The organism is Mesorhizobium sp. NBSH29 (genome assembly GCF_015500055.1).
Lineage (GTDB): Bacteria > Pseudomonadota > Alphaproteobacteria > Rhizobiales > Rhizobiaceae > Neomesorhizobium.
Genome location: NZ_CP045492.1, coordinates 434,480 through 458,869 on the forward strand (window position 1 = coordinate 434,480; position 24,390 = coordinate 458,869).

Genomic DNA, 24,390 nt, shown 5'->3' on the forward strand with positions numbered 1-24,390 from the left:
ATTGGATATCACGATGAGCGACAAGAAGGCCAGAAACGCAATGTGGGGCGGACGATTTGCCTCGGGGCCGGCTGCCGTAATGGAAGCCATCAATGCGTCGATCTCCTTCGACAAGAAGCTTTATGCGCAAGACATTGAAGGCTCGCTTGCTCATAGCAAGATGCTCGCCGCAAAAGGCATCATCACGGCCGAAGATCAAAGGAAAATCTCTGAGGGATTGATCACGATCAGGTCAGAGATCGAAGATGGAAAATTCGAGTTCTCCACTCGGCTCGAAGATATTCACATGAACATCGAAGCCCGTTTGGCAGAACTGATCGGCCCGACGGCTGGACGTTTGCACACGGCACGCTCGCGCAATGATCAGGTCGCTCTCGACATGCGCCTATGGGTCAAGCAGGAGCTGACCCGGACTGCCCAAGCATTGAAGCAGCTTATCACCGTCTTCATCGACAAGGCTGAGGCCCATGCGGGGACCGTCATGCCCGGCTTCACCCATATGCAGGCAGCGCAGCCCGTCACCTTTGGCCATCACACAATGGCCTATGTGGAAATGTTCGGCCGCGACCTGTCGCGCGTGCGCGATGCACTGGCACGCATGGATGAAAGCCCGCTTGGTTCAGCAGCCCTAGCCGGCACCAGTTTCCCAATCGACCGCCACATGACAGCGCAGGCACTTGGCTTTCGTGAACCGACACGCAACTCTCTCGATTCCGTCTCGGACCGCGATTTTGCGCTCGAATTTTTGTCTATAGCATCCATCACCGCGACACATCTCTCGCGCCTGGCAGAAGAGATCGTCATCTGGTCAACGCCGCAATTCGGTTTTGTGCGCTTGTCAGATTCCTGGTCTACCGGCTCTTCCATCATGCCGCAAAAAAAGAACCCCGACGCCGCTGAGCTGATTCGTGGCAAGACCGGGCGCGTCAGCGGTCATCTGATCGGCATGCTCACAATGCTCAAGGGCCTGCCACTGACCTATTCAAAGGACATGCAGGAAGACAAGGAATCGGTGTTCGATGCAGCCGAAACCCTGGATCTGATGCTGGCTGCCATGACTGGCATGTTCAGTGACCTCAACATCAATGAAGAAGCCATGCGCCGCGCCGCCGGCGCTGGTTTTTCCACTGCCACCGACCTTGCAGATTGGCTGGTCCGCGAGGCAGGCCTGCCTTTCCGTGATGCCCACCACGTGACTGGCCGAGCTGTTGCCATGGCCGAGGAACGCAAGATCGGCATCGAGGAGCTTCCGCTCGCAGATTTGCAAGCGCTGAATAACGCCATCACGCAGGATGTTTTCAATGTACTATCGGTGGAAAACTCAGTGAAAAGCCGGATTTCCTTTGGCGGCACCGCACCCGATCAGGTGCTACAACAGATTGCCTATTGGCGCGCCCGTCTGGACAATGCGTGAACCCTTGAAAAACCGTTTCCCCCCGCAGGCGTCGATGCGCTACAAGCGTCTGGCAGAATTTGGGATGATAAATCGATGATGGCGCGTACCCTTGCAACAGCGTTGGTTTTGACAGCGGCTCTCGCTGTATCAGGCTGTGGCCGCAAATCAGGTCTGGATTCGCCCTATGAGGCCGCAGTGCAAGCGCGCAAGGATGCAGAAAAGGCGAAGGAGCCGCTGCCGCCGGAACCAACGCCGCCCCTAAAGGACAGGCGTTTCATTCTCGACGGCCTGATCTAGTCTCGTGGCTTTTAGACGCGCATCAGGCAATTTTAGCCAGGACCTATACCTGTGAACCATTTTGACTACCGCGACGGCGTCCTCTTCGCTGAAGACGTTTCGGTGCCCGACATTGCCACACAGGTAGGCACCCCATTTTACTGCTATTCAACGGCCACGCTTACCCGTCACTACGAGGTTTTCGCCAAAGCGTTCGACAAACTCGACGCTATGGTCTGCTATGCTCTGAAGGCCAATTCCAATCAGGCTGTCATCCGCACGCTGGCAAAGCTGGGCGCGGGCGCCGATGTCGTCTCCGAAGGTGAATTGCGACGTGCGCTTGCAGCAGGCATTGCACCTGAGAAGATTGTCTTTTCCGGTGTCGGCAAAACCGCGCGCGAGATCGACTTCGCGCTCGAGATCGGGATCCATTGTTTCAACGTCGAATCCGAGCCTGAGCTGGAGCTTCTGTCTGCCCGCGCCGTGGCAGCTGGTAAGACGGCACCGGTTTCATTGCGCATCAATCCCGATGTCGATGCCCGCACCCACAAGAAGATTTCCACTGGCAAGGCCGAAAACAAGTTCGGCATCGCGTTAAAGCACGCGCGCACCGCCTATGCGCGGGCGGCTAGCCTGCCCGGCCTGCGGGTCGCTGGCGTGGACATGCATATTGGCAGCCAGATCACTGAGTTGGAGCCCTATGACGCTGCCTTCAAACTGCTGGCAGAACTTGTCGGCCAGCTGAAGGAAGATGGCCACGCTATCACCCATGTTGATGTGGGTGGCGGGCTGGGCATTCCGTATCGGTCGGACAATTCGCCCCCGCCCTTGCCTGATGCCTATGCCCAGATCGTACATAAACACATCGCCCCGCTTGGCCTGAAGACGGTTTTCGAGCCGGGACGTCTACTCGTCGGGAATGCTGGAATTCTGGTTTCCGAAGTGATTTACGTAAAGGAGGGCGACGCAAAGAACTTCCTGATCGTTGATGCGGCTATGAATGATCTGATCCGCCCGACGCTCTATGACGCCCATCACGACATCGTGCCGGTGCGCCTGGCTGCTGAATACGCCCCGCGCCTTACCGCCGACATTGTCGGGCCGGTCTGCGAGACGGGTGATTATCTTGGGCTTGACCGTGAATTGCCGCGCATGGCACCGGGCGATCTCATCGCGGTACGCACCGCTGGGGCCTATGGCGCTGTTCAGGCTGGAACCTATAATACCCGCCTTTTGATCCCCGAAGTGATGGTCGATGGCGACCGTTTCCACGTCGTGCGGGCCCGCCCGACCTATGAGGATTTGATAGGGCTCGATTCCTTACCTGACTGGCTGGATTAAAGCAGCCATTCAGGTGGCATTCTAGCGGAACATCAACACCGGAACCTTGCAGCGCCGCACCATAGCGGTCGTGGTGCTGCCAATCACAAGATTGCGGATGCGTGAGTGCCCATAGGCGCCCATGACCAGAAGACCGATATCAGAAGCTTCAACGCGTGCGCCAATCACTTCGTCAGCATCGCCGGGCAGCAGCTGGATGTCCACCTCGAACCCACCCGCAGCCAATTGTTGCGCAGGCGCCTCAAGTGCTGTCCGATTTTCTGAACTGTCAGTACCGACACTCAAAAGCGTGCACCCCATGCCATTAAGAAGCGGCGAATGCGCTACATATTCAACAGCCCGCTTCGCGCTCTTCCCGCCATCATAGGCAATGATAAAACGCTCGATCGGCTTGTAGGCGCGTGAGGCAACAAAGGTCGGCTTGGTCGAAGCACGCACCAGCCGCTCCAGATTTGATCCCAAATGCAGCTTGGCGAAATCCGCCCCCTCGCCCCGCTTGCCGATTATCACGAGCTCGGCACTGGCTTCTGCCGCAACCACAGTGTCAATAAGATCACCTATCCGCATACGCGTAGCGACATCCATAATGCCCTGCGCTTCAATAAGCGCCTTTGCATCATCCAGAATATGGCGTCCGCGCTCTTGCGCCATCTTGGCGCGCTCCTCGTCCAGTTGCGCCATGGATTTCAAAAGAGCGGTGCGCGCGCCAAGTGCGATGCTGCCGCTCAAATCCATAGGTGTGCTGGCCGTCTCGCGCCGCCCCAAAACATGCAAAAGCTCGATCGAGCCAGATAAGCGCGAAGCAATCCAGGCGGCGTGTTCGCAAACGCTCTTGGCGTAGAGTGAACCGTCAACAAGTGCGAGTATGCTGGACATATCGGTCCTCCCTTAATGGCCCATCAGGCGCTCAAGCGCACCGGGCTTGTCATGAACCCCAAGCCGATCGACAATCGTCTCACTGGCTTCGTTCATGCCAATCAAATTGACTGAGGCACCCTCGCGGCGGAACTTCAACACAATCATGTCGAGCGCTGCCACACTGGAAATATCCCAGATATGCGCCTGACTGACATCTATGGTGACACGTTCAAGCGCTTCCTTGAAGTCGAACGACGCCGTGAAATCATCCGATGATGCAAAGAACACCTGACCTTCCACAACGTAGCTGCGCTGGCGCCCATCTGCAGAAAGCGTCGAGGTAACCCGAAGCAATTGCGAAATCTTCCACGCAAAGAAGATGCCCGATAAAAGCACGCCGATCAAAACGCCGATCGCCAGATTATGCGTGAACACAACACTGGTGACAGTTGCCAGCATGACGATGGACGAACTGCGCGGATGGTCACGCAAGTTGCGGATCGACGACCAGCTGAATGTGCCGATCGACACCATGATCATGATGGCGACAAGTGCAGGCATCGGGATCTGCTTCACCCAATCGCCCAGCACCACAATCATGAACAGCAACAACACGCCGGCAGCGAATGTCGAGAGCCGCCCGCGTCCGCCAGACTTCACATTGATCATAGATTGGCCAATCATCGCGCAGCCCGCCATGCCGCCGATAAAACCGGTCGCGGTATTGGCAATGCCCTGGCCAATGCATTCTTGGTTCTTGTCGCTAGGCGTGTCGGTCAAATCATCAACAATGGTCGCCGTCATTAGCGATTCAAGCAACCCGACAGCTGCAACCGCTGCAGAATAGGGCAGGATGATCATCAAAGTTTCGAATGTGAGCGGAATTTGCGGGATCAGAAAAATTGGCAGCGTGGAAGGCAATTCGCCCATATCGCCAACAGTGCGAACATCCAGTCCGAAATAGATAGACAGTGCCGTCAAAACGAGAATGCAGATCAAGGGTGATGGCAGCGACTTCGTGATGAGCGGGAAAAGATAGATTATCCCCAATCCACCAGCGACCATGACATAGGTCAGCCAGGACACACCAATCAGCTCCGGCAGTTGCGCCATAAAGATAAGGATCGCCAGCGCATTCACGAACCCCGTCATGACAGAGCGGGAAACAAAGCGCATGACATAGCCAAGTTTGAACAGGCCAGCGACGATCTGGATCAATCCTGCAAGCACGGTGGCAGCCAGCAAATATTGCAGCCCATGGTCCTTCACCAGCGTCACCATCAACACTGCCGTGGCCGCTGTTGCAGCCGAGATCATGCCCGGGCGTCCGCCTGTAATTGCCGTGATCACGGCAATTGAGAACGAAGCATAGAGACCAATCTTGGGATCCACACCTGCGATGATAGAAAAGGCTATCGCCTCAGGGATGAGCGCCAGCGCCACGACCAAGCCAGAAAGCAGGTCACCTCGAATATTACCGAACCATTGTTGCCGGTAAGCAATCAGTGAAAACATACAAATATCCAACATATGGAAACCGCTCGGACCCATGGCCCGGCAAACTCTGATTAGCGGTTTGAATATTATCCGGCGGATCGGCGGCCGGAAGAGCCACCCGGATTTCAACCGGGTCCAGGAGAGCGGCTCTCTATAGTGCCAGGAGACCGAACACTGCAACCTTGACGCTGGTACAATCGCGCATTTTTTTGCGATACCGCGGAACCAGGGTGCCCGATGCGCATTAATGCCCCTGATGGGACGAGGGGTTCACTTTTTTGCAGAGCAACAGCGCCGCTGATTTGTCCTTCCTATCCGGCGGCGGCGAGGCCGCTCAGATCATTGCCCATTTTAATTGGGCCACAACCCCGCTTGGTGATCTTACAACGTGGCCGAAAAGCCTGCGCGCGCATATTTCGCTTATCCTGCGTTCTCCAGTGCCAATTGTCACCCTTTGGGGCAACGAAGGCATCATGATCTACAATGACGCCTACTCCACTTTTGCCGGCGGCCGCCACCCAGACCTGTTCGGCTCCAAGGTACGCGAAGGATGGCCTGAAGTCGCAAGCTTCAACGACAATGTCATGAAGGTCGGCCTGGCCGGCGGCACGCTTGCCTATCGCGACCAGGAACTAACCCTGTATCGCAACGGCGAGGCCGAGCAAGTATGGATGGATCTCGACTATTCGCCGCTGCTTGATTCCAAAGGCAAGCCCACCGGCGTCATGGCAATCGTTGTCGAAACCACTGGCAAGGTACGGGCCGAGCGCGAGCTCAAGGCAGAACGCGAATCGTTGCGCCGGATGTTCGAGCAGGCACCGGGCTTCGTGGCCATGCTGAGCGGCCCCGATCATAGATTTGATATGGTCAACGAAGCTTTTCGCAAACTTGTAGGTTACCGCGACCTTCTTGGCCGCCATGTTAGCGAAGCCCTTCCAGAGATGACCGGGCAAGGTTTCCTGAAGCTGCTCGATCAAGTGCGCGAGACCGGCGAACCCTACATCGGCAATGGTGTCAGGGTCGAACTCGCGGCCGAATCCGACGGCGAGCAGGAAGAGCACTTCGTTAATTTCATTTACCAGCCGATAGTCTCAGAGGGCGACGCTGTAACCGGTATCTTCGTACAAGGTTATGACATCACCGAGCAGAAGCGCACCGAGCTGGCACTGCGCGAGAGCGAAGAACGCTTCAGGTTAGTCGCTGAAAACGCACCGGTGATGCTGTGGATGAGCGACGAGAACAGCAAATGCCTCTATCTCAATCGCAGCCTGCGCGACTTCTGGAATGTCACGCCGGACGACTTCCCCGCGTTTGACTTTGTCGAGAAAATCCACCTCGAAGACCAGGAGAAACTAGTCCCCTACCGTGCAGCGATGGCAAGCCACTCGCCTTTTTCGGTAGAAACACGCATGCGCCGCGCTGACGGCAGTTACCGCACGATTCTCACCAATGCGCAGCCCCGCTTCGGTATGAAGCGCGAATTCGTTGGCATGATCGGCGTCAATGTCGACATGACCGAAGCGCGCGCAAATGAGGCAGCGATCCGCCGCGAAAGTCGAAAGCTCGCCGTACTCAACCGCACGGGAGCAGCGCTCGCAGCCGAACTGGAGGTTGAAAAGATCGTCCAGCTGATCACCGAAGCCTGCACCGAACTGGTGGGCGCACAGTTCGGGTCGTTTTTTTACAATGTGCTGAACGACAAGGGCGAGAGCTACATGCTTTACGCCCTCTCGGGCGTTCCAAGCGAAGCGTTCTCCAAATTTCCGATGCCGCGTGCTACGGCGGTTTTTCAGCCCACCTTCCAGGGCGAAGGTGTCGTGCGTTCCGACGACATCCTGATTGATCCTCGCTACGGCAAGAATGACCCTCATTATGGAATGCCAAAAGGTCACCTGCCGGTGCGCAGCTACCTAGCGGTTCCGGTCATTGCGCGCTCAGGCGAAGTCATCGGTGGCATGTTTTTTGGCCATGCAGAGCCAGCTCGCTTCCAGTCCGAACATGAAGACCTGTTGCTCGGTATCGCCGGTCAGGCTGCGACAGCGATGGACAATGCCAGATTGTTTCAGTCTGCAGAGCGCGAAGTAGCCGAGCGCCGTCAGGCAGAGGCCGCCTTGCAGGCTCTGAACGCCACGTTGGAACAGCGCGTTGTCGACGAAGTATTTGAACGCACGAAGGCTGAAGACCAGTTGCGCCAGGTCCAGAAGATGGAAGCCGTCGGCCAACTCACCGGCGGCATCGCGCACGACTTCAACAACATGCTCGCCGTGATTATCGGCGGTCTCAATCTGTTACAGCGCAAACTCGCCAAGGGCGAAACCGATGTCGAACGCTTCGTGGAAGGGGCCATCGATGGTGCCCAGCGTGCTGCTTCGCTGACGCAGCGTTTACTGGCCTTTTCTCGACAGCAGCCGCTAGCCCCCGAGCCCCTGAACCCCAACAAGCTTGTCTCCGGTATGACCGAGCTTCTTGGCCGCACGCTGGGTGAGCCGATCAATGTGCAAACAGTGCTGTCCGCCGGTCTGTGGCAGGTTCGCGCCGATCCGGGACAACTTGAAAATGCCATCCTCAATCTGGGCGTCAACGCCCGCGACGCCATGCCGGCGGGGGGACGCCTGACAATTGAAACCTCGAATGCCTACGTCGATGACGCATTCGCCAAAGAATATGCCATCACGCCGGGCCAATACGTTCTGATCGCAGTAGCGGACACTGGAACCGGCATGAGGCCGGACGTAATAGCCAAGGCGTTTGACCCATTTTACACGACCAAAAGCGTTGGCAAAGGCACCGGCCTGGGTCTGAGCCAGGTCTATGGGTTCGTACGCCAGTCAGGCGGTCACGTTAAAATCTACTCCGAGATCGACGTTGGCACGACAGTCAAAATTTACTTGCCGCGTCATTATGGCGAGGTGGTTGAAAAGCTGGTGCCGGCCAGTGTTTCGGGCAATCATCGTGGTTTGGCGAGCGAAATCATCATGGTCGTCGAGGACGAAGACCGCGTGCGCGCCGTATCTGTCGAGGCTTTGAAGGAACTTGGCTACAGCGTCATCGAGGCGGCCCGTCCCTCCGATGCGATCCGCATTCTCGAAGATCAAAAGGTCGCTTTGTTGTTTACCGATGTGGTGATGCCCGAAATGTCAGGCCGCGAACTGGCAGACCTGGCGCGTCAGATGCAGCCCGGTCTGCGCGTTCTCTATACCACCGGCTATACCCGCAATGCCATTGTCCACAATGGCATTCTCGATCACGGCACCAGTCTGCTTTCCAAACCTTTCAGCCTCGATGAACTGGCAAGCAAGGTTCGCCATATCCTCGACGACGAATGATTGGCTCAGGCCAGCGCCCGCGCCTCCCTGAACGATACAAGCCTGCCTCGTGCTTCGTCCCAAAGGACCAGTTTAACGCAGCGCAGGCTTTGCAACAGCGTGATGCGCCCGACGTCGCGCAGTTCGGGATAATCGCGCAAAACTTCCGGCAGCCGGTAGCATGGCACGCGAGCCGACAGGTGGTGAACATGATGGACACCGATATTGCCAGTCATCCAGCGCAACACAAGCGGCAGATCGTAATGCGACGACCCATGCAGTGCCGCTTCCTGAAAATTCCAGTCTTCGCCCCCGGCCCAATGCGTTTCTTCGAACTGGTGTTGGACATAAAACAGCCAGATGCCGGCTGCCCCTGCCAGCGTGACAATCGGAAGATGCACTACAAAAAACGGGATCGGGCCGATCAGCCATATCAACCCGGCTGCAATAACCACGATTGCCAGATTGGTTGCCATGGTCGAGACCCACGGTTGCAGGCCCGAAGACATCATGCCGAAGGGCAGCCGCTGCTTGAAGAAGAACAGCCAGATCGGACCGATGCCGAACATCACCAGCGGATGCCGGTAAACCCGGTAGCAAAACCGCCCCCAACCCGAAAGTGCTCGATATTCATCCACCGTCAACGTGGTGATGTCGCCCATGCCACGCTCGTCCAGATTACCGGCAGATGCATGGTGGGCGGCATGGCTCCGCCGCCAGTAATCATACGGCGTCAGGGTCAAAACCCCGATGGCACGGCCAATCCAGTCATCGGTCAAGCGATGCGCGAAAAACGAGCCGTGGCCGCAATCATGCTGGATCATGAACAGCCGGAGCAGAAATCCTGCCGCCGGAATGATGAGCAAAAGTCCAATCCAATAGCCATAATGCACCGCTGCCCAAGACAGCGCCCAGAACAGCGCGAAGGGCACGACTGTGACCGCCAGCTCAAAAGCGCTTCGACCCCGATGCGGCTTGCGGTAATTAGCAAGAATCTTTGGCCATGAGGGAGCGATTGCCGGCATGGCGGAAGGGGGAGAATTCAACATGTGCTACGATAGACCGCGTGTGGGCCTGCACTCAAGAGCTTTGACGTCGCACAGGCTGGCAATATTTACCAAGCGTAAGCATTTCCACAGAGATGGAGCGTTTTCCGGCAGCCGGCCAGGTCACGTTTTCGTCAACCCGCCTCGCCTTTGCCGTGTTTGATGTTATTCTTCGAATCGTGCCGACGCTCGTATTGCAGACTGAGACCGCGTCGGGAAAGGCTGATGACCGAAACGGCGACCCCACCTGATACACCGGAATTTGAGCGAAGGCTTTCACGCACGAGGCTGATAACCCGCGCTGGCGTAATTCTTGAGCGCGTCTGGCCGCTGGCGCTGCCGCTGGTAATTATCTTCAGCCTGTTTCTGTCGCTGTCTTGGTTCGGCCTCTTCCGGCTGATGCCCGATATGGCCCGGATAGGACTTGGAGCCTTGCTCGCGTTTTCGGCGCTGGCCGCATTGTTTCCGTTCCGCTTTATGCGCAATCCTACCGATAGCGAGGTCGACCGTCGCATCGAACATGCCAACGCTTTGGCTCACACCCCTGTTCTGGTCCAGACCGACCGGCTCGCCGGCAAGACCGATAGCTTTGCCGATGCCTTGTGGCGGGAACATCGCCGCCGCATGGCAGGAACCCTCAGCGCCATGCATGTCGAATTGCCGCGCACCAGCGTGCCTGCACGAGATCCTTTTGCGTTGCGCGCAGTCGCCGCGCTGATGCTGGTTGCGGGCTTTGCCTTTTCGCTCGGCCCGTTCGGCGGTCGAATCACCGACATCATCACGCCACGCGCGGTCCATCTGGCGCCACCCGCCCGCATCGATGCCTGGGTGACCCCGCCTGCATACACCAACCGTCCACCGGTTTTCCTGACCGTTGCCGAAGATGCTCAGCCCCTGTCTCACACCGTTCCGGAAGGCACCGACGTGACCGTGCGCGTCACCGGCGGCGATGGCGCGGAAACACTTGGCTATACCCATCTGGATGGCAATACACGTGATCTGCAGGCTGGTGCCGCACCCCGGAGCAGCGCACCCTCTTCAATCGGCACAGCGCCCCGGCAATTTGCCGGAAAGCTCAGCGAGGATGGTGTCCTGTCGCTCAAGTCCGGTGAGCAGGAATTGGGGCGCTGGGCCTTTTCCATCCTTCCCGACGGTGCACCTCAGATCAGTTTCACCGAGCAGCCCAAGCGCGCCGCCAATGGGAGTCTCGAACTGAACTATTCCATCCTGGACGATTATGGCGCCGCCAGCGCCGAAGCCGGCTTCACGCTGGCTGAGCCGCCGGCGGAAAATGCCCACCCGCTTTATGCGCAACCCGAGATGAAACTCTCGCTACCCGGTCGGAGTGACGAAAAGGGTATTGCGAAAACCATTCGTGACCTGTCTGAACATGTATGGGCCGGCGCGAGCGTCAAAATCACCCTGAAAGTCATTGACGCCGCAGGGCAGGAAGCAGCCAGCGAACCCCGCACTTTCACCCTTCCGGAAAGGCCGTTCAGCAATCCTCTGGCGCGCGCTGTACTCGAGCAGCGCCGCATTCTTGCGCTGGACGCCAACCGCAAACCCCGCGTGTTGGACCTTCTGGATGCCATCACGCTGCGGCCCGAAGACACCTTTTCCAACATGTCGCATTACCTCGCGCTGATGAGTGCCCGGACGCGGCTGGACATGGCAACCACAGATGACCAGCTTCGCGATGTGGTGGCCTATCTGTGGGCTGTTGCACTGGGCATCGAGGAAGGCGATCTATCCGCAGCCCAAAGGCGTTTGAGCCAGGCGCAGGATGCATTGAAGCAGGCGCTGAAAGATGGCGCATCGAACGAGGAGATCGACAAGCTGATGCAGGAACTGCGCCAGGCGATGGCTGAGTTCCTGAAGGAGCTGGCACAGCGCGCTGAGCAGAACCCCAACACCGCCATGCCTTCACCCGACCAGCAGATGCTGCGAGAGAATGACTTGCAACGCTTGATGGACCAGATCGAAAACCTCGCCAAGTCGGGCTCACGTGATCAGGCTGAGCAATTGCTCTCGCAATTGCAGGAGATGATGAACAACCTGCAGGCAGGTCGCCCGCAGCAGGGTAAGCAGGGCCAAAACGCTCAGAATAACGAGATGCGCAAGCAAATGGACAAGCTCGGCGAGATCATGCGACGCCAGCAGGAAACGATGAACGAGACCTTCCGTATGGACCAGATGCAGCGCAACCAGCGCGGCGAGCAGGGCGAAACCCCGCAGGGCGGCGGAAAGCCGATGACGCCCGAGGAGTTCGCTGAGGCAATGAAGCAGTTGCAAGACCAGCAGGGTAAACTTCAGGGCGACCTCGAGGGCCTCCAAAAGGGCCTTGAGGGCATGGGCATGAAGCCGGGCGAAGGTTTAGGCGAGGCCGGCGACGCCATGGGCGACGCAGGTAAATCACTCGGCAAAGGCCGGGGCGAACAGGCCGTAGGCGACCAGGGTCGCGCACTCGAAGCCCTGCGAAAAGGCGCGCAGGACATGATGCAGCAGATGCAGGCAATGCAGGGTGAGAAGGGTGGTAGCGGTGAGGGTGGACGCCAGCAAAGCTCCGACCGCGACCCGCTTGGCCGACCGCGTGCCACGACCGGGCCGGACTTCGGCGAGAGCGTGAAGCTGCCCGACGAGATCGACGTCCAGCGTGCCCGCCAGATTCTGGAGGCCATCCGCAAACGTCTTGGAAATGCGCTGAGCCCCGAGCTCGAGAAAGATTATCTCGAACGTCTCCTGGATCTGAAATAGCTGCTCTTCAAGATCTTCAAAAGCATTGCTTAACCACGTTGATCTGAAGTCAGCACGACCCAGGCTTGCGCCAAACCTTCGGTAATCGCTGCATGATATCTGTGCCGCAAGGTAAGGCGTTTGTGGGCGGCGATGACGGACGATTTAGCAGTGACAACGGATCCAGCAGCGGATGGCGCGTTGATGACGATGGCGCACGCAATTGCGCAAACGGCGTCGGGCGGCAACAACGCGTTGAAAGCTCTTCTGGAATGGGTTGAGACCTATTTGATGGCCGGCCACCCGGAACTTGGGCGCAGCGGCGCTGTCTGCCCGTTCACCAAGCAAGCCGCCAAACTTGACACCGTGCGTCTGGCGATTTCGTCGGCTGGCGCTGCGGATGAGGAAAAGGCCTACGAGCTTATACGCAATGGCTTTGCCGAACTCGAAAAAATTTCAAGCAAGCCGGCCATGCGCCATTTCCGGACGGTCATTGTCGGCTTCCCGGAATGCGGCTCGGATGCCGGTATCGCCATGCTGAAGAAAGTACAACGCAGGCTGCGGTTCTATTCACTGAGCCGGGGCAAGATGATCGGACTGATGCACGCCACGTCAGACGATCCGGGCTTGTGGAACCCAGACTTCCGGCCGTTGCGCGCACCGTTACCAGTGCTCGCCATCCGCCATATGGTGGAACAGGATGCGCCCTTTGCGGCCAAGCATCCACCGCTCCTGGTCGCCTATCTTAGCCGCTTTCCGATTGCCGGCCTGCGCCGTCTTTTCAGCTATATGAAGCCCGGCAGCTGAACCGATGAGCAGCGGTGCGATGGTAAACCGTATTCCGCCGGTGCTTTCGCATACGGCAATAGAAAGCGCCAAAATTACATTTGAAAGCGTGACCGACGTTACAGGTTTCGAGGCCTTGCATGCCGAGTGGGCCGATCTCTTTGCTCGTGCTGCCGATCCGCATCAGCTGTTCCAGAGCCACGTTTTCCTCGCCCATTGGGTACGCAATTATCTCGATGATAAATCAAGTCTCGCCATCATCACCGGCCGGATTGAAGGGCGGCTGGTCATGGTCTGGCCCTTGGTACGCAGCGCGCGGCTGGGCACCAGGATACTGTCCTTCATGGGCGCACCGGTGGCCCAGTTCGGCGATGTGCTGGTGGAACGCTCAGACCAGCGCAAAGCTTGGCTGGACATGGCTTGGGCTATGGTAGGTTCACTTGGCGCCGACCTTTTCGAAGGCCGCCGTATCCGCGCTGATGGGGCCTTGTCTCAAATGACCCGAGACGCCCACACCCGAGTTCTGGACCGACAGGAATCCCCCCATGCCAACCTCTCGCGCCGGGTCGGCGAATACGGTCCGGCCAGCACCTATTCCGCCAAGGAACGCTCCAATTACCGGCGCCACCTGCGCCGCCTGTCGGAACGCGGCGCGGTCACGTTCCGCTCCCTCCTTCCAGGCCCCGAGGCTGCGCAGGTTGCCGCGGAAGCGATCACCTTGAAGCGCGACTGGCTGCAGCGCAGCGCCATCCTGTCGCCGTCCGTAGCAGACCCGCGCTTTGCCCGTTTTTTTCACGATATCGCCGGCGACAACACCCATGGCTCGCCGCTGCGGATCACTATGATCGTGTGTGGTGCAAGGCGCGTTGGTATCGATTTATCCTTTGATTGCAAAGGGCATTCCTTCGGCCACGTTCTGGCAACTGACGCCTGCTATGAACGAGAGGGCGTCGGATCGCTGCTGGTCCATCAGGTGTTTGCGCAGGCGTTGAAGCGCGGCAACACGGTCTTCGATCTTCTTGCGCCGGCCGACCCCTACAAGCTCCAGCATGCCGACGGCGCGGTGGCAGTCGAGGATATCGTGGTGCCGTTCACAACTCGCGGATCACTTCATTCCAGCCTTGCACGGCACCTGGGACGGCCGTTAGCGCGGCGCATCGTTCGGTCCATTCCACGTTGGCTGGCCCGCCATTTGGCGAACCGTCTCGGTCGCTGACATTCAAATCTTGTATCGTCCGGATACCCCGCTGTGATCCGAAATGGCGCGAAACCACCCAGGTTTGGCGCGGAACGAGCCCCGTTTGGCGCGAAACCAGCTCGAGAATGAGCCGAAATGGCGCCGTTTTCATCAAAACCAAGCGAAAGCAGCCGCGCCAAAAGTCTTCCACTGATGCGCGCGTTACCATCTCATCGCGAGCGTCCCATCGACAGCGAGATGCCTATGGCTTTTGTGACAGTTCAATGACAGATACGTGACAGTTGGAGCACCCCAGTCACCATCGTGTCGCATCATCATCTCACAGACAGTTCCGGGCAGACCGCCTTCAACCATGACGAGCATTCGCAGGCGCGCCTGCCGCTTCCGTTGCGGATTGCCCTTTCCATTACCGTATCGCTTCTGCTGTCTGCCACCTTGGTCTTCGCAGTCGAGATCATCGCGCGCGGTTCGATCACCAGCGCATTCACCTTCCTACGTGAGCCACTGCGCCCCGGTTGGACGACAATCGCCTTCTTCGCCCTCGCCCTCACCTGCCTCGACGCGTTTTTTGGACGTGCCCATCTGGCGCTGATCATCACCGCGCCGCTGGTGCTGGCTGTCGCCTTCATCAGCAAGCAGAAGGCCTATTATCTGGGTGACCCTCTCTACCCGACCGATTTCCTTTACAGCCGACAGATCGTTGAGTTGCTGCCGCTCCTGACCCGCGAGCGTCCTTGGACGGCGGTGGCGATTGCCGGAGGCTTTCTCATCACCGCTGCCTTGCTCGCAACGGCACTTCTCTATTGGCGTAAAAGCGCGCGCGCGCTATCGTGGAAAGACCGGAGCCTGCGTCTCGCAGTCGCGATCCCGCTTCTCGTTTCCTTCGCCTCAATCATGGATTACTCCACCTTCTCCTGGGCCCGCGACCGGTTGCAGATTGTGCCCATGATGTGGGACCAGAAGGAAAACTACGCCTTCAACGGCTTCACTTTCGCGTTCGCCCTGAACTTGCCGATGGCCAATGTTGCAGCACCGGCCGGCTATACGCCTGAAGCCATCGACGCCGCAGCCCGACCCTTTGCCGCAGCGACGGCACCGAAGGAAAAACCCGACATCATCATCGTGATGAGCGAATCCTTCTGGGACCCGTCTCGCCTTCCCGGCGTGACGATCACGCCTGACCCGATATCCCATGTCCGCAAGGCAAGCACCGGCCATGTCTTCTCGCCAGAGTTTGGCGGCATGACGGCTAATGTCGAGTTCGAGGCGCTGACCGGCTTTTCCAATGCTTTTCTGCCCTATGGCAGCATTCCCTATCAGCAATATGTGCGCGATCGCATTCCTTCGCTCGCCACGTTCCTGGGTTCGCAAGGTTACACAACCCGCGCGATCCACCCTTTTGCCAAGTGGTTCTGGAATCGCGGCAGCGTCTATGACGCGTTCGGCTTCCAGAAATTCTTGTCCGAGGAGGACATGCCGGCGCTCGAAAAGCGCGGTCCCCTTGCGTCGGACGCGTCCCTGACCGAAGAGATCATCCGCCAAGCTGAAGCTGAAACCGAACCGTTTTTCGCATTTGCGGTGACGCTGCAGGGCCACGGACCCTACGAGCCGAACCGCTATCCCGACGCCACCCATGAGGTGACGACAGGCGCCAGCCCTTGGACGCGCGAATCCATCCGCTCGTTTGCCGAAGGCGCATCCGATGCAGACGCCGGCCTGCAGCGCTTGATCGACTGGGCCGCCACCCGCAAGCGCGAAACCATCATCGTCTTCTTTGGCGACCACCTGCCGCCGCTCGGGCCGGTCTATGTCGATACAGGCTTCATGAAACAACCGGTCGCGCCGCGCACAGGCACGCTTGCCGAGATGAAAAAACATCGCGAGACACCACTGGTGATCTGGTCAAGCCGAACCGGCGCGGTCACGAACCTCGAGACTATCAGCCCGGCCTTCATTCCCATGCACGTGCTGAAGACCGCAGGCTTCACCCATCCCTACTACACCGGCTTCCTCAGTCGCGTGCAGGACAGCTACGCCATCGTCGACCGCCACATGCTGGTGACACCCGATGACAGCATGATCGAAGACTGGCAAAAGCGCGGCGCCCACTACCCGTTGATCAACGACTTCCGGCTTCTGCAATATGACATCATGTTCGGCACCCGCCGCGCTGCACCGGTGCTGTTCCCCGAACTTGGCCGAGCGGCTGGGGCTTAAGACATTTCTCGTAGTTTCTGCAGGACATGGAGTATTTTGTGCGATCTAGATGGAAAAATCACTAGGGCGCATGCCGAGGGTGCGCCGGAACATGTAGGCAAAGGCGCTGGGTGATTCATATCCCATGTCGAGGGCCACGGAGCTGACTTTGGCACCGGCGGCAAGCTGCGAGACAGCGTGGAGCACGCGCGCATGCCGCAGCCAGCGTGCCGGGGGCATCCCGGTCTCGTTGATGAACAGCCGCTCCAATGTCTTGCGGCTGGCCGCAGCACCGGCAAGCCAGCTGTCCACCGAAGTGATCGTGCCTGGATCGTCGAGCGCAGCTTCGGCAAACGCGCGCACCCTTTTATCCTGCGGCATCACGATCGACAGCGGCACCTCGCGCGCGGCAACGAGTTCATGGCGTAACAGATCGTGCAGGGCGCTATTGTGCTTGTAGGCGCGTTTTCCTGAAGCATCTGGGAGCGCAGCCGAGATCAACGCGCCGAGCAGAGGCGTCATCGTCATAATACGGCATTGCGCCCCAAGCAGCCGTGCTTCTTCGCAGTTCACATCGACGTAAAGCATGGCATTGTTAGCGCCGTACCGCATCCAGTGTTGCATGTAAGGCGGTATCCACAAAGCCATCGCCGCGCTGAGAAGCAGTACCCGGTTTGGCGTTCCCACATACATCGACCCCGACGACGCCGAGATCAGCTGGCCGAAGTCATGAGCGTGCCAGTTATAGCTTTCGCCAGTGGGCGGCCTGATCGTCTCACCGAGGTAGCGCGGACGCGCATCTTCCGCCATCGGGTCTTCCATGCCTGTCCTGGTTGGCGCATTCTCGATGCATCTTAATCTTCCGTCGACAGAAGGACAGAGGCAACTGCGCTAGAATGAAAGGCAGAAGGGCCTGCCGGACCAGCATCATGAACGACCGCATCTTTCTCACATGGTTCACGCTTGGCCACCTCGCCAATGACTGGCCTGTCGCCGCATTGTGGCTGATCGTGCCAACAATCGGCATCCAGATGGGGCTCTCGCCGACCGAAATCGGCCTGTTGTTCACTATCCTCAATATGGGCGGCGCACTCGCCTATCTGCCAGCGGGCATGCTGTCGGATCATGTGTCGAACCGGGGTCACCTTCTGCTCGCCACCTTCTTCTGGGCCGGAATTTCCTTCGTACTGGCTGCGATGGCACCGGGATATTGGAGCCTCGCATTGCTGCTGGCTATTGCCGGCCTCGGCAATGCTGCCTGGCATCCGATTGCCGCCGGCGTTTTGACGCGCGAGCACGGCACGCGACGCGCCCATGCGCTGGGCATCCACGCAATTGGCGGCTCGGTGGCGGAAGTGCTGGCGCCTCTCTCGGTCGGGTTTTTACTCGTTTGGGTCGACTGGCGCGGCGCACTGGCACTTTCTGCCCTACCCGCTTTGCTGATGGGTTTCTTCTTCATCTGGGTCGCACGCGCGGTCCCTACCGTCGAAAACCGCCCATTCGCCAAACAGGACATTGCGGACATGCTGAATATTTGGCGGCGCGGCATGGGCCTGCGCATCGTGGTTATGATCTGCCTCTGCAATATGGCGCTGATGGCACTGCTGAGCATGATCCCGCTCTATCTTGCAGACCGCCATGGTCTTGGACCGGCGCAAGTAGGCATCATCTTTGCGGCTTTGCTGGTGTCCGGGGCTGCGGCACAGCCCTTTGTCGGCGCGCTATCGGACAGCATCGGCAGACGCCCGGTTCTGGTGACGGGAACAGCGATTGCGGGAATTGCCTGCGCCTTGCAGGCTTTCGAGCCACCACTCTGGCTAGCCATAGCCGCAATGATAATCGCTGTTGGCGCACTGGATGCCATACGTTCCGCCATGCTGGCCGCCACGGTTGATCACTCCCACCACCGCGAAGGAACCACGCTCGGCGTGGCCTTTGCCCTGATGGACGGGGTCAGCGCGCTCGGCGCCGTTCTGGCCGGTATCGCCGTCGGTATTTCCTGGCCCCACATGTTCGCGCTGGCAGCGGCCCTGTCACTGGGCTCGACCGGCTTTGCTGTGGCTATTCGTTTCCGTTGAGGAGCGACGACGGGCGAGTAAGTGCGGCACGGACTGCTATCCCAGCGCCCAGCCAACCCGCTCGCGGATTTCGGCCAGAGTGAATGGTTTTTGCACCACATCGAGCACGACGCCGTTTAAGTCATCGGCGCGTTCGCGCTGGTCGGCATAGCCGGTTACCAGCAGGATGCGCAGGCCAGGAAAAGCTGAAGCGGCTGCCTTGGCCATTTCGATGCCGTCCATTTCGGGCATGCGTATGTCGGAGACGACAAGGTCAAAACCGCCGCCCGAGGCGCGGATGCGGGCAAGGCCGGCAGCGCCATCGCCGGCGGTTTCGATGGAGTGGCCAACACGTTCCAGTGCGCGCGCTGCAAGCGTGCGGACCGATTCATCATCTTCAACAATCAGGATCTTTGCCATGGCGCGGATACTGGCCTGCCAAGTCTTGACGATCCCTGAATAAAACCGGGTGTCAGACGATCACGTTGCGTTACACATCGCCTTTGACGATGCCTACAAACGGCAGTTCGCGAAACGCATGGGCGACGTCCATGCCGTAGCCGACGACGAAATAGTCCGGGCACTCGAAGCCGACGAAATCGGCCTGCAAATCGGTCTGGCGGCGGGTGTGCTTGTCGAGCAGGACGGCGATGGATACGCTTTTTGCGCCGCGCGAGAGCATCAGCTCGCGGGTAAACTTCAACGTTTTGCCGGATTCCAGGATGTCGTCGATCAAAAGTACGTCGCGGCCTGCCACCTCATTGTCGATGTCGCGCAACACGCGCACCTCACCGCTGGTGGTGCCGGCTCCGTAGCTGGAGATGAAGATGAACTCGACCTCTGGCGACAGGCCGGTATCGTGCATGGCCCGGATAAGGTCGGCGGCGAAGATGAACGAGCCTTTGAGAATCGAGATGACGAGAAGGTCGTCATAGTCGCGCCCAGCTACTTCCTTGGCCAGTTCCAGATTGCGCCGGGCGATGGCCGACGCACTGAACAGGACCTCGATGTCCTTGTCGCGCACTACTGGCATGTGTCGTGTTTCCTAGTTCTGGCGGCCAAAGGTGACCGAAACGGACTTCACCCCGTGTTTAGGCATTGGCACGCGGCTGGCAAAGGCAAATCTGCCGCCCGGCGCGATCTCCTGGCCCGATGTCCCCAGATTGTAGCGCGTGGCTGAACCGTCAGCACCGGTGACCGCAATATTCAGCGGCAGCATCGTCTGTGCAGAGGCGCCATCATTGATCGCCTCGCCATCGACGGTGAGCATGGCACCACTCTGGTCCACGCCGGAGACCACGGACGCGATCCGCAGCGACGGCCCTGCAGACGGCGGACGAACCAATCGGTCACCTACAAGCGCATGGCCCCCGGAAAACCAGAAGGACACGAACACGATAGAAAGACCGCCGGCCCAGAACAGTGAGCCCCCCGGCAGGGTCTGCAAGGCTGCGGGCCCGCTTCTACGCAGCATATCCATCCCGGCTACAGAAGGTGTTATGGGTTCCATTTGGGGTGAAAGCGTTGCGGAGCTGTTGCCGCCCAGCGGCAGCGTCTCGAACTCGGCGTCTAAAACGTCCGCGTCAGACGTCCGCCGCATAGCTGCGGCAGGCACCGCTGCCAAAAAAATCTCGCCGGATACCAAGCGTGCCTTGCCCGCCATCGGCCGAGCCATCCTGTTGAACTGCAATCTTCGTGGGTAGTCTTAAATGGTTAACGATTTACAACCAAATTGCCGCAGCAGGCTTTAGCAATGGCTGAAATTAACCGGCGGTTAACCACACCAACCCATGGTCTTCTGACAGAAACGGCTGCTATGACAGCCCCGAAAATACGCGCGAGCCCTGTGTGATCCGCTTCGAAAATGTTGGCCTGAGATATGGAATGGGGCCGGAGATTCTTCGCGATATCTCCTTTCACATTCCAAGCCGTTCGTTCCAGTTTCTGAGCGGACCGTCAGGTGCTGGTAAGACAACGCTGCTGAGGCTTCTGTTTTTGTCGCTCAAACCCACGCGCGGGTTGATCACCGTGTTTGGCAAGGACCGCTCGCGCATTACGCGTCACGACCTCCCGCTGATGCGCCGACGCATTGGCGTCGTGTTCCAGGATTTTCGCCTGCTGGACCATATGACCACCTATGAGAATGTGGCGCTGCCGCTGCGCGTGCGAGGCCGCGAGGAGGCAAGCTACCGCAGCGACGTGGTTGAACTGTTGAAATGGGTGGGCCTGGGCGAGCGGATGCATGTTTTGCCGCCGGTGCTCTCAGGCGGCGAAAAGCAGCGTGCCGCGATTGCCCGCGCGCTGATCGAACAGCCCGAAATCCTGCTGGCCGACGAACCGACAGGCAATGTTGATCCGCCCTTGGCACGCCGGCTTCTGCGGCTGTTCATAGAGTTGAACCGGCTTGGCACCGCAGTCGTAATCGCCACCCATGATCTGGGCCTCATGGAACAGGTCGATGCCCGCAGGATGATCCTTTCAGGCGGCAGGCTCGACATCTATGACTGACGCGGTCGTCGAAATGGCCCCGGCAACGCGCGAACGCCACAGCGGACGAAAAGCCGCGTCCATCGTTCCCGAGCAGAATGTGGTGGGCAACGCGCTGGTCTTCGTCATCGCCATCATGACCTTTCTGTCCTGCCTGACGCTGGGGGCAGTGACCCTGGTGCGAGATACCGCCTCGGTGTGGGAAAACCAGATCTCCCGCGAAGCGACGATCCAGATCAAGCCGCTGGACGGTCTCGACATGGAGGCTGCACTCAAGACCGCGGCCCGCATCGCCACCGGCTTTAAGGGTGTTACCGGGACCCGCATCATCGACCGTGATGCGACCGCAAGGCTGCTCGAACCGTGGCTTGGCTCCGGCCTCAACATCGACGAACTGCCAGTCCCGCGTCTGGTGATCGTCACCATCGATGAAAAAAGTCCGCCCGACTTTGCTGCCATGCGCGCCGGCCTTACGCCTGAACTCCCGACAGCCTCGCTCGATGACCACCGCACCTGGGTGGACCGACTTGTCGCAATGGCGCGCACGACGGTGACAATCGGCGTCGCGGTTTTGATCCTGATGCTCTCAGCCACCGTGCTGTCGGTCGTCTTCGCCACGCGTGGGGCCATGGCCGGCAACGGCCACATCATCGAGGTGCTGCATTTCATCGGCGCCGAAGCGGGGTTCATCGCTAGCGAATTCCGCAAACATTTCCTGTTCACCGGCATGAAAGGCGCGGTGGCCGGCGGTATTGCCGCCGTCATCACCTTCATCGCCTTCTCGTTCTGGTCGGCAATGAACATAGCAACTCCGCAGGCCGACCAGGCAACAGCTTTATTCGGCAATTTCGCCATTGGCGCCGCAGGCTATGTGGGAGTGGCGCTGATTGTCCTGCTGATTGCAGCGATGACCGCCGCCACCTCGCACGTGACCGTCGTGACCTATCTTTCCGATCTAGACACGCGCAACCCGGATGGGGGATAATCGCCATGGTTGCATCACGGATTGCTAAAGACTGTAAGGATTTGTGGTGGAAGTATGACAATCTGTCCGCAAAATCACCGCGATTTGCAGGTATACTTTGGAAATGAATGGCCCTTTGGACCTCATGCTGGATCAGCCGATAGGCAAATCGCGGACGCAGATTAACTGGCGCTCCATACTCTTTGCCGTCAAGTTTTCCATGCTCGGCTTCCTGATTGGCGGCATTTTGTTCGCAGGCGGGTTTGGCCTGTTTGCGCGCCATGTCAGCCTGCTTGCAGCTCCTGTTGACCCGGACGGTGCCGATGCGATTATCGTGGTGACCGGTGGTCAGGCCCGTATCAACACCGCGCTGGACCTTTTGAAGTCCGGCAAAGGACAGCGCCTACTCATCAGCGGCGTCAATCCGCGCGCCAATCTGAAACAGATCCAGAAGGCAACTGGCGGCGATGCTGCACTGTTCAATTGCTGCATCGATATCGACCGTGCCGCGCTCGACACGATCGGCAATGCCGAGGAAAGCGCCAAATGGGTCGGTACCCACGCCTATCGGAGCGTCATCCTGGTGACCAATAATTACCACATGCCGCGCACGATGCTGGAAATGGGTCGGGTTTTGGGCGACGCCGAACTACGCCCCTACCCTGTTGTCAACACGCGGATGGATGATGGTGTCTGGATAACGAAGCCCGATGCGCTGCGGGTGATGTTTACCGAATATACCAAATATCTGGCGTCGCTCGCCCGCGGCATGATCACCGCGCCCGGCGTTGCGCCCACTGTCACGGTCGCCAAGGCCACATTCGGCGGGTAAACCTTCCCGGTTTTCCTTTTCATCGCGATGCTGTAACCAGTGCCGGCGCGTGCTCGCACAGGGATTTCCATGCTCATCCTCCGTTCCTTGGCCTACAACATCGTCTTTTATCTCGCACTTATCGCCGAGATGCTGGTGTTCACGCCCTTCTATTTCCTCGCCTCGCGCAAAAACGCGTGGTGGGTGCCCAAATTCTGGGCCCGCTCCAGCCTGTGGCTGCAAGAAAAGATTGCAGGCACAAAAAGCGAGATCACCGGCACTGAAAATCTTCCAGAAGGCTCGTTCATCCTGGCGCCAAAACACCAGTCGTTCTGGGATGCCATGGCATTTTTCCCCTATCTTCCCGACGCCCTCTACATCCTGAAGCGCGAGCTTTTGTGGATCCCGTTCTTCGGCTGGTATGTGATGAAGATGCGCATGATCCCGGTCCACCGCGGCAGCCGCTCCAAGGCGCTGAAGCAAGTGGTGAAGGCCACGCGCGCCGAAATGGCGCGCAACCCGCGCCAGCTGATTATCTACCCCGAAGGCACGCGCCGGGCTCCCGGCGACACGCCCAATTATAAATACGGCATTGTCGAGCTTTATACCCAGCTGGGTGTGCCGGTGGTGCCGGTGGCACATGTCGCCGGCCTTTACTGGCCGCGTCGCAAGTTTCTGCGCTATCCCGGCATCATCAAGGCGCGTTTCCTGCCGCCGATCCCGGCCGGGCTGGGGCGCGACGAATTCATGGAGCGGCTGATCGGCGAGACGGAAGCTGCCTGCGACCAGTTGCTGATCGAAGCGGCAACAGGCCCAAACCCGCCGCCCATGCCACCAACCGCCCAGAAGCGTCTGGACGAGCTCGGCGTCGACATCAGGCCCTGACCGGCCCAGCCAGCGCCACCACCCGCTCGAGCCAATGATCGCGGATGCCGAGCGCCCTGAGATGCGCCACCGTGTTGGCGACATATTCCTCATTGCCCCCCGATTGACCGACCGCGCCCGAGATGATCGCCGCAGCCTCCCCCTCCTGAAGCCTGCCGGCATATTGCGGATGCGTCCGATCGACCGTGTAACACAAGGCTTCCACTACCTGCCCGTCATCAAGGCGCACCGGCAGATGACGCTCCAGATAGACATGGGTGACCAGTTCACGCGCCCTGAGATAATCCAGCACCTCGCCGCGCAGATCACCTGGCACGCGAAAGGCAAGCCCGACGCACGAGCCGCCACGATCAAGCCCCATGACCAATCCCGGCCGTTTCTCGGTACCGCGATGAACATGCGAGATCACGCACAGCGCGCGCCGATAGCCGCGCAAATGCGCCCGCTTGGTCTCGACGTGGGCAAAACCCGGTCGCCAAATCAGCGAACCATAGCCAAACACCCAAAAATCGCCCATATCGCCAAGCCTGATCGCATGAGTGGAACTGCAACCG

Annotated in this window: 21 protein-coding genes and 1 other annotated feature; of the genes, 13 read left to right on the forward strand and 8 right to left on the reverse strand. The window is 59.0% G+C overall.

Features of this window, described 5'->3' with window-relative positions; translation table 11 throughout:
* Positions 1-13: 13 nt before the first annotated feature.
* From argH to lysA, 3 genes are all read left to right on the forward strand, one after another.
* Entirely contained in the window at positions 14-1,414 is a 1,401-nt protein-coding gene (gene argH, locus GA830_RS02090) for an argininosuccinate lyase (RefSeq protein WP_195163481.1), read from the forward strand.
* A gap of 75 nt (positions 1,415-1,489) precedes the next feature.
* Positions 1,490-1,693, forward strand: a complete 204-nt coding sequence (locus tag GA830_RS02095) for a lipoprotein (RefSeq protein ID WP_195163482.1) — start codon at positions 1,490-1,492, stop codon at positions 1,691-1,693.
* 51 nt (positions 1,694-1,744) lie between these two features.
* A complete protein-coding gene (gene lysA / locus GA830_RS02100; RefSeq protein ID WP_195163483.1) occupies positions 1,745-3,013 on the forward strand; it encodes a diaminopimelate decarboxylase in 1,269 nt (422 codons plus the stop codon).
* A gap of 21 nt (positions 3,014-3,034) precedes the next feature.
* Here the strand turns inward: lysA and GA830_RS02105 are convergent, their stop codons facing one another.
* The gene (locus tag GA830_RS02105; protein WP_195163484.1) at positions 3,035-3,889 is read right to left on the reverse strand and encodes a universal stress protein; all 855 of its coding nucleotides are present in this window, start codon (positions 3,887-3,889) and stop codon (positions 3,035-3,037) included.
* Between the two features lie 12 nt (positions 3,890-3,901).
* On the reverse strand, positions 3,902-5,386 hold the full coding sequence (locus GA830_RS02110) for a SulP family inorganic anion transporter (RefSeq protein ID WP_195163485.1): 1,485 nt from the start codon (positions 5,384-5,386) through the stop codon (positions 3,902-3,904).
* A 66-nt stretch (positions 5,387-5,452) separates the two neighbouring features.
* Positions 5,453-5,508: a sequence feature (sul1 is cis-regulatory element that is thought to sense ions involved in sulfur or methionine metabolism; They are found in Alphaproteobacteria), on the reverse strand.
* A gap of 138 nt (positions 5,509-5,646) precedes the next feature.
* Here GA830_RS02110 and GA830_RS02115 point away from each other — a divergent pair.
* The gene (locus tag GA830_RS02115) at positions 5,647-8,694 is read left to right on the forward strand and encodes a PAS domain-containing hybrid sensor histidine kinase/response regulator (protein WP_258045529.1); all 3,048 of its coding nucleotides are present in this window, start codon (positions 5,647-5,649) and stop codon (positions 8,692-8,694) included.
* A gap of 5 nt (positions 8,695-8,699) precedes the next feature.
* Here the strand turns inward: GA830_RS02115 and GA830_RS02120 are convergent, their stop codons facing one another.
* Positions 8,700-9,722, reverse strand: a complete 1,023-nt coding sequence (locus GA830_RS02120) for a fatty acid desaturase (protein ID WP_195163486.1) — start codon at positions 9,720-9,722, stop codon at positions 8,700-8,702.
* A 222-nt stretch (positions 9,723-9,944) separates the two neighbouring features.
* On the opposite strand from GA830_RS02120, the gene GA830_RS02125 reads away from it, so the two are divergent.
* The 4 genes from GA830_RS02125 (at position 9,945) to GA830_RS02140 (ending at position 16,653) form a co-directional block, all read left to right on the forward strand.
* The gene (locus GA830_RS02125) at positions 9,945-12,473 is read left to right on the forward strand and encodes a TIGR02302 family protein (RefSeq protein WP_195163487.1); all 2,529 of its coding nucleotides are present in this window, start codon (positions 9,945-9,947) and stop codon (positions 12,471-12,473) included.
* 150 nt (positions 12,474-12,623) lie between these two features.
* On the forward strand, positions 12,624-13,259 hold the full coding sequence (locus GA830_RS02130; protein ID WP_195163488.1) for a DUF6875 domain-containing protein: 636 nt from the start codon (positions 12,624-12,626) through the stop codon (positions 13,257-13,259).
* 4 nt (positions 13,260-13,263) lie between these two features.
* On the forward strand, positions 13,264-14,454 hold the full coding sequence (locus GA830_RS02135; protein WP_195163489.1) for a GNAT family N-acetyltransferase: 1,191 nt from the start codon (positions 13,264-13,266) through the stop codon (positions 14,452-14,454).
* A 357-nt stretch (positions 14,455-14,811) separates the two neighbouring features.
* Positions 14,812-16,653: an LTA synthase family protein gene (locus GA830_RS02140; RefSeq protein WP_258045628.1), complete on the forward strand. Its 1,842-nt coding sequence runs from the start codon at positions 14,812-14,814 to the stop codon at positions 16,651-16,653.
* Between the two features lie 45 nt (positions 16,654-16,698).
* Here the strand turns inward: GA830_RS02140 and GA830_RS02145 are convergent, their stop codons facing one another.
* The gene (locus GA830_RS02145; RefSeq protein WP_210330842.1) at positions 16,699-17,454 is read right to left on the reverse strand and encodes an AraC family transcriptional regulator; all 756 of its coding nucleotides are present in this window, start codon (positions 17,452-17,454) and stop codon (positions 16,699-16,701) included.
* 107 nt (positions 17,455-17,561) lie between these two features.
* On the opposite strand from GA830_RS02145, the gene GA830_RS02150 reads away from it, so the two are divergent.
* Positions 17,562-18,710 carry an MFS transporter gene (locus GA830_RS02150; protein WP_195163491.1) on the forward strand — a complete coding sequence of 383 codons (1,149 nt, stop codon included), beginning with the start codon at positions 17,562-17,564 and terminating at the stop codon, positions 18,708-18,710.
* Between the two features lie 36 nt (positions 18,711-18,746).
* Here GA830_RS02150 and GA830_RS02155 read toward each other — a convergent pair whose 3' ends face one another.
* The 3 genes from GA830_RS02155 to GA830_RS02165 all read right to left on the reverse strand — a co-directional run bounded on the left by GA830_RS02155 (position 18,747) and on the right by GA830_RS02165 (position 20,352).
* On the reverse strand, positions 18,747-19,109 hold the full coding sequence (locus GA830_RS02155) for a response regulator (protein ID WP_195163492.1): 363 nt from the start codon (positions 19,107-19,109) through the stop codon (positions 18,747-18,749).
* Positions 19,110-19,179: 70 nt separating this feature from the next.
* Positions 19,180-19,722, reverse strand: a complete 543-nt coding sequence (gene hpt, locus GA830_RS02160; RefSeq protein WP_195163493.1) for a hypoxanthine phosphoribosyltransferase — start codon at positions 19,720-19,722, stop codon at positions 19,180-19,182.
* Positions 19,723-19,734: 12 nt separating this feature from the next.
* Positions 19,735-20,352, reverse strand: a complete 618-nt coding sequence (locus tag GA830_RS02165) for a hypothetical protein (RefSeq protein ID WP_195163494.1) — start codon at positions 20,350-20,352, stop codon at positions 19,735-19,737.
* 185 nt (positions 20,353-20,537) lie between these two features.
* Here GA830_RS02165 and ftsE point away from each other — a divergent pair, with 185 nt between their 5' ends.
* The 4 genes from ftsE to GA830_RS02185 all read left to right on the forward strand — a co-directional run bounded on the left by ftsE (position 20,538) and on the right by GA830_RS02185 (position 23,836).
* Positions 20,538-21,197 (forward strand): cell division ATP-binding protein FtsE, encoded by a 660-nt coding sequence (gene ftsE, locus GA830_RS02170; protein WP_195163495.1) that lies wholly within the window; start codon positions 20,538-20,540, stop codon positions 21,195-21,197.
* A complete protein-coding gene (locus GA830_RS02175) occupies positions 21,190-22,161 on the forward strand; it encodes a cell division protein FtsX (protein WP_258045530.1) in 972 nt (323 codons plus the stop codon). The genes ftsE and GA830_RS02175 overlap by 8 nt, the downstream gene beginning before the upstream one ends.
* Before the next feature lie 199 nt (positions 22,162-22,360).
* The gene (locus GA830_RS02180; protein WP_258045629.1) at positions 22,361-22,972 is read left to right on the forward strand and encodes a YdcF family protein; all 612 of its coding nucleotides are present in this window, start codon (positions 22,361-22,363) and stop codon (positions 22,970-22,972) included.
* Between the two features lie 69 nt (positions 22,973-23,041).
* Positions 23,042-23,836: a lysophospholipid acyltransferase family protein gene (locus GA830_RS02185; protein ID WP_195163497.1), complete on the forward strand. Its 795-nt coding sequence runs from the start codon at positions 23,042-23,044 to the stop codon at positions 23,834-23,836.
* Here the strand turns inward: GA830_RS02185 and GA830_RS02190 are convergent.
* Positions 23,826-24,353, reverse strand: a complete 528-nt coding sequence (locus GA830_RS02190) for a gamma-glutamylcyclotransferase (protein ID WP_195163498.1) — start codon at positions 24,351-24,353, stop codon at positions 23,826-23,828. The genes GA830_RS02185 and GA830_RS02190 overlap by 11 nt on opposite strands.
* Positions 24,354-24,390 lie beyond the last annotated feature (37 nt).